The 5,181-nt window shown below is 43.7% G+C and carries 5 protein-coding genes; 1 reads left to right on the top strand and 4 read right to left on the bottom strand.

What is annotated here, in order from left to right:
* Positions 1 to 359: 359 nt before the first annotated feature.
* Positions 360 to 1,034: a heterocyst differentiation related protein gene (locus ACYTXL_RS08820; protein WP_461924391.1), complete on the bottom strand. Its 675-nt coding sequence runs from the start codon at positions 1,032 to 1,034 to the stop codon at positions 360 to 362.
* A 423-nt stretch (positions 1,035 to 1,457) separates the two neighbouring features.
* Between ACYTXL_RS08820 and ACYTXL_RS08825 the strand changes: the two genes are divergently transcribed.
* Positions 1,458 to 2,816 (top strand): RNA-guided endonuclease InsQ/TnpB family protein, encoded by a 1,359-nt coding sequence (locus ACYTXL_RS08825; protein ID WP_461924392.1) that lies wholly within the window; start codon positions 1,458 to 1,460, stop codon positions 2,814 to 2,816.
* A 1-nt stretch (position 2,817) separates the two neighbouring features.
* On the opposite strand, the gene trpA is transcribed toward ACYTXL_RS08825, so the two are convergent.
* The 3 genes from trpA to ndhL all read right to left on the bottom strand — a co-directional run bounded on the left by trpA (position 2,818) and on the right by ndhL (position 4,286).
* Complete coding sequence (trpA, locus tag ACYTXL_RS08830) at positions 2,818 to 3,663, bottom strand: tryptophan synthase subunit alpha (RefSeq protein ID WP_461924393.1); 846 nt, start codon at positions 3,661 to 3,663, stop codon at positions 2,818 to 2,820.
* Between the two features lie 74 nt (positions 3,664 to 3,737).
* Complete coding sequence (locus ACYTXL_RS08835; RefSeq protein ID WP_461924394.1) at positions 3,738 to 4,049, bottom strand: DUF3007 family protein; 312 nt, start codon at positions 4,047 to 4,049, stop codon at positions 3,738 to 3,740.
* A 24-nt stretch (positions 4,050 to 4,073) separates the two neighbouring features.
* Complete coding sequence (ndhL, locus tag ACYTXL_RS08840; RefSeq protein WP_292800974.1) at positions 4,074 to 4,286, bottom strand: NAD(P)H-quinone oxidoreductase subunit L; 213 nt, start codon at positions 4,284 to 4,286, stop codon at positions 4,074 to 4,076.
* Positions 4,287 to 5,181 lie beyond the last annotated feature (895 nt).

Consider the following 5,181-nt stretch of genomic DNA (forward strand, 5'->3'; position numbering starts at 1 on the left):
CCCAAAATCTGATTACAAGCATCAGCAAACCCCTCCATCGTGCGGTCAATTTCGCTCCGAAAGTTAGGGAGTACTATGAGCTTGCATTTAACAGAAATAGGTTGAGTCATAAGACTATTATAACTCATCCAGTGCAATTAATACTGACTGAGGTTAAAACCGCACGAGCCGTTTCCCTCTCTTTCTCTAAAGCCGCTGAGTTTCCCACATCCCGCGAGGTTCTATGAGAAACAACATGGACAATAATAAAATTGAGGTTACTGGAATAAGCAAACCTCTACTAAGGCTGATTGATGATTTTAAACCACAGATGGACACAGATGAATTATCTGTGTCCATCTATGATTTTATTTTCCCTATTAGTGCATTTCGTCGTATTCTTGGGCTTCAACTCGTCTTGCTTCCATCCGCGAAGCAGGCAGAAACTCAGCGCGTCGCACTGGAACCAAAGAGGGCGTATTTCCTTGGTAGGGGTGAATCACTTGTACAGTACGGGCTGGACGCTGCCGTGGTGAAAATAAAGCTAATACCCCAGCAACGACAACACCACCACCAATAGTGAGAGTTGCGCCTCCCACAGCCCAAAGCATGGGTGAAGACCACCAAGGATTTAGCGGCTGGAATGTTGCTGCTTTTTGTTGGTTATTCTGCTGGGCTAATTGCCACTGCTGCTGAGTATTGAAGTTTTGGACTTGTCCTTGGATTTGTTGATTTTGCAACTTCAGCTGTTCCTTGAGCTGTTCATTGTCGTTTTTTAAACGCTCTAGCTGCATCTGCGTGTTCAACTTCTCTATCTCCAGACGCTGGTCAGAACTGGCAGCAGTCGTTGGCTGAACCTGACCGGGATACACTGGTTGTCCATAAGGGCTGTAAGGATACATTTGTGGCTGCATTCCCGGCGCTACTACAGTCCCTGGCATTTGGGAAGCAACAGCAAAGTTAGGTTGTAGGGGAGTATTTGTTCCTTTGAGCAATACGAGAGCCGCCAGCCCAGCTACGGCAACCCCGCCGATAAATGCCATACTCTCACTCATCGCCTTTGCTCCTCAATTGCGACGTAACTATAATCATTTGTGACTGACTCACTCTCACACTCATAATTTCTGCCTACTTGATTTCACATAATACTCGAACTATAAGCGACTGTATCAGCTAGTTTTTTTACATCTTGATATCTGATGTTAATATTCAAGAGCATAATGGTCAAATTGTCTACCAAACAAGGATAGAAAAACTACACTGTTATACTTTTTTAACGTGTCGCGGAAGTCCCCACCTTCAATGTACTCTAATGGCAGGTATAGGGAGCGGGGGGTGAGGATTGCATCTGGAATTGATTTTTTGCATAAGCAAAAAATCAATTCCAGATGTATGACGAATCCCGAATTATTTTATTTTGGTACTTTAACATAATGTATATAAGTGATAAAATATGGATACCAAGGAGGTGATATTAAGTGTTGCATAAGGTTGTACAAGTTCGCTTATATCCATCAGTTGAGCAGCAAATTCAATTAGCGCAGGCGTTTGGGTGTGCTAGATGGTGGTGGAATTATGCCCTAAATAAGTCAATTGAGACTTACAAGGAGACGGGTTTTGGACTTAGCCGTGCAGCACTCAACGCATTTTTACCCGCACTCAAAAAAGCTGAAGATACGGTGTGGTTATCTGATTGTTATAGCCAAGTTCTACAGGCTACAACGCTCAATCTAACCACCGCGTACAAAAACTTTTTTGCAAAACGTTCTGGATTTCCTAAGTTCAAATCTAAATTTGGAAAACAGTCTATCCAATATCCTCAAAACGTCAAGATTGTAGATGGTTCACTCAAACTCCCTGGTAACATCGGGATAGTGAAAGCCAAAATACATAGAGCGATTGAGGGGACAATAAAGACTGTTACTGTAAGTAAAACGCCATCAGGCAAATACTTTGCATCTATCCTGACTGAGGTAGAGGAGCAGCGCGTTGCTCCCGTGGAGGAGTTTGTAGCGACTGCGGGTGAAAATCCCGTTGCCTCAGAGGGTAAAATTTACGGTATTGATTTAGGGTTGAAACACTTTGCAGTTGTCACCGACGGCGAAAAAGTATCTTTTTACGATAATCCTAAGCACATTGCCAAGCATGAGAAAAATCTCAAACGCAAGCAGAAAAAATTAGCACGTAAGCAACTCGGAAGTATTTCAAGAAATAGATATAGAAAAGTTGTTGCCAAGGTGTACGAGCGAGTTAGTAATTCGCGGCAAGATTTTCTACATAAACTTAGTTATAAGTTGGTCAGCGATAGCCAAGCTGTCATAGTAGAGAATCTTCATGTCTTAGGCATGGTGACGCTCGAAAACTCGCTAACGCTACGCTATCGTAATCACAAATTGGCAAAATCAATATCTGATAGCGAAGCGTTAGCGAGTCTTCTCCCAAGGGGAGACGCCAAGGGAGAACGAGCGTCTGTTGGCTGGGGAACATTCACTAACTTTTTAGCCTATAAACTGGAACGTAAAGGTGGAAAGTTGATTGAAATTGATAGATGGTTCCCCAGTTCCAAGCTCTGCTCTAATTGCTTTTACCAAGTGAGTGAGTTGTCATTGGATGTCCGTGAGTGGACTTGTCCTCATTGTGGCACTCATCATGATAGGGATGGAAACGCAGCCATAAATATTAGAGCAGAAGGTATCAGAATAATAAAGGCGGAAGGTTCAGCCGTCTCTGCTGTAGGAGGGGATGTAAGTCCTGTTCTTGGGCGAAAGTCTAAGTTTAGGCACTCCCCCGTGATTACAGAAGCCCCAACTTCAACCGTACTCGGTAAGTTGGGGTAGTTCACTCTACTTTCCTCGTCTCATCAAGAGGAGTATTTATGCTGGTATTGGTAGTCTTGATGGCTGCTTTGAGACTTTGACAAAATTCGGCGATCGCACTCAATCCCTCCTCTGGGCTATCTTGGGCTAACCGTTTCACAAAAGCGCTACCTACGATCACGGCATCTGCGCCCCACTCCCTTACCTGACGCGCTTGTGCAGCTTCAGAAATCCCAAAGCCGACACCAATAGGTTTATCAGTAACACTACGAATTTCTTTGAGTAAATCGGACACGCGGTTTTCCAGTTGCGATCGCATGCCTGTAACCCCTGTGACACTAACTAAATAAATAAATCCTTGGGAGGAGCGAGCGATCGCTTTTATCCGTTCAGCAGAACTGGTGGGAGCGACCAACAAGATTAGGTCAATTCCCATCTCACTAGCTGGTTGGAGCAACCCGGCGGCTTCTTCCAAGGGCAAATCTGGGACTACCAATCCCGCAACCCCAGCCGCAGCGACTGAAGAGAGAAATTTTTCAATGCCACGGTGCAGAATTGGATTGTAATAGGTAAATAAGACAATGGGCGATCGCAATTTGGGAGTAATCCCTTGCAGCATTTCTAGCACCTGCTCTAATTTCGTTCCCCTTTGCAGGGCGCGGGTAGCAGCAGCTTGAATCACTGGCCCATCTGCCAGGGGATCGGAGTAGGGTATACCTAGTTCAATTATGTCGGCTCCACTACGATCTAGAATCTCCAAAGCTTTTGCTGTTGTTTCTAAATCTGGCTCGCCAGCAGTGATAAACGGAATCAGAGCGCACTCACGATTGCGCCCAAGAGTTTCAAAGCAATCAGAAATCGCAGTCATTTAATAAAGTATCAAGAGTCAAATGTCAAGAGTCCAAATTTAGACTTTGGACTCTTGACTCATCAATGATAACTTTACACCTGAGATTGCTCTTCTTGTTCTATTTCAGCTTGAATTCGTGCTAGTTCTTCGGGAGTAAGCTCTTCTAGCCGCTTTTGCAGAAAGTCTTGCTCATACTGTTCGCGCTGTTGATGGTAGGTCATTTTTTGTCCCATCGCCCGGAAAAAATAGGTAGCTAACCAGCCAACTAACCCACTCAATAGTAAGACTTGGCTCCATATACCAGCTTTCTGATTATCCAAACCGACTAGCTGCAATCCTAGATATGCCAAGCCGCCAGCAATAAAAACACCCAAGCCAATTCCAATAGCGTCAATCCGTCGCATGAGAATTATGACCTACCAATTTCGTTAAACTTCAAGTTGTCGCCGTTGGGGTCGAAAATTTACAAACGGCGATAGAACCAACAAACCCGGAAAGAAGAAAAATACCAAAAAGTACATGAAGACACGCTCAATGGATGTAGCTACAAACCAACGCTGCTTCAGGTACAGCAAAACAGCAATCGGGATTACCAAAAGGTAAGCTCCAGCCAAAATCAGATACAGCAGGGCGACAATCATAACTTTCAAGTCTTAAGCATCTGTTTTCCATCATAGGCTGAAGAGCCAGACTCAGGAAAGTCTAGTCTTAAATGCTTTCAACATTACTGTGCTAGAATTCCTCATTTATGTCCAGATTGACTGAGAAAAGATAGAATTTATGCTATAATCAAGAATCCACTGGCAAAAAATTGCTCTAGTCAGACAAGATTGAAAACTCATCCAGATTGATTACGACCAAACAAGGAAAACTTCCAACTCTGGAAAAAATATTTTCAATCTAGTTGGACAAAAGACACAATTGATGGTGGAATAGATGAGGAGGTAATTTACTGCCTCGAAAAAATAACTAGTTATACTAGTTGCCAAACAGTAACGGGGGTGTGGCGGAATGGTAGACGCTACGGACTTAGATAACTGAGCCTTGGAGGAGAAATCCCTCAAGTGGAAGCTCTCAAACTCAGGGAAACCTAAATCTGACAACAGACATGGCAATCCTGAGCCAAGCCCAAAAATTTTAGATTTGTGATTTTAGATTTACGATTAGTCTTCAATCCAAAATTCAAAATCTAAAATCCAAAATTGCGGGAAGGTGCAGAGACCCGACGGGAGCTACCCTAACGTTAAGTCGAGGGTAAAGGGAGAGTCCAATTCTTAAAACCTGAGCTGGCTATTGCCATTAGGTAGCAGTGAAAACTGCGGAAGAATGAAAATCCGTTGACCCTAAAAGGTCGTGTGGGTTCAAGTCCCTCCACCCCCATTAAATAATTCGTAATTCCTAATTCGTAATTTGTGACTTTACCCATAACTTTGCCGCAACGGCAAGCTTATGCTTCCAATAAAGTGTGGCAAGGTTATGGTTCCAAACAAATTTCTCTTCGCGCTGCCCTTAAAGCAGCGCGAACTTTTTTGTCGC

This window comes from Nostoc sp., from assembly GCF_054880495.1.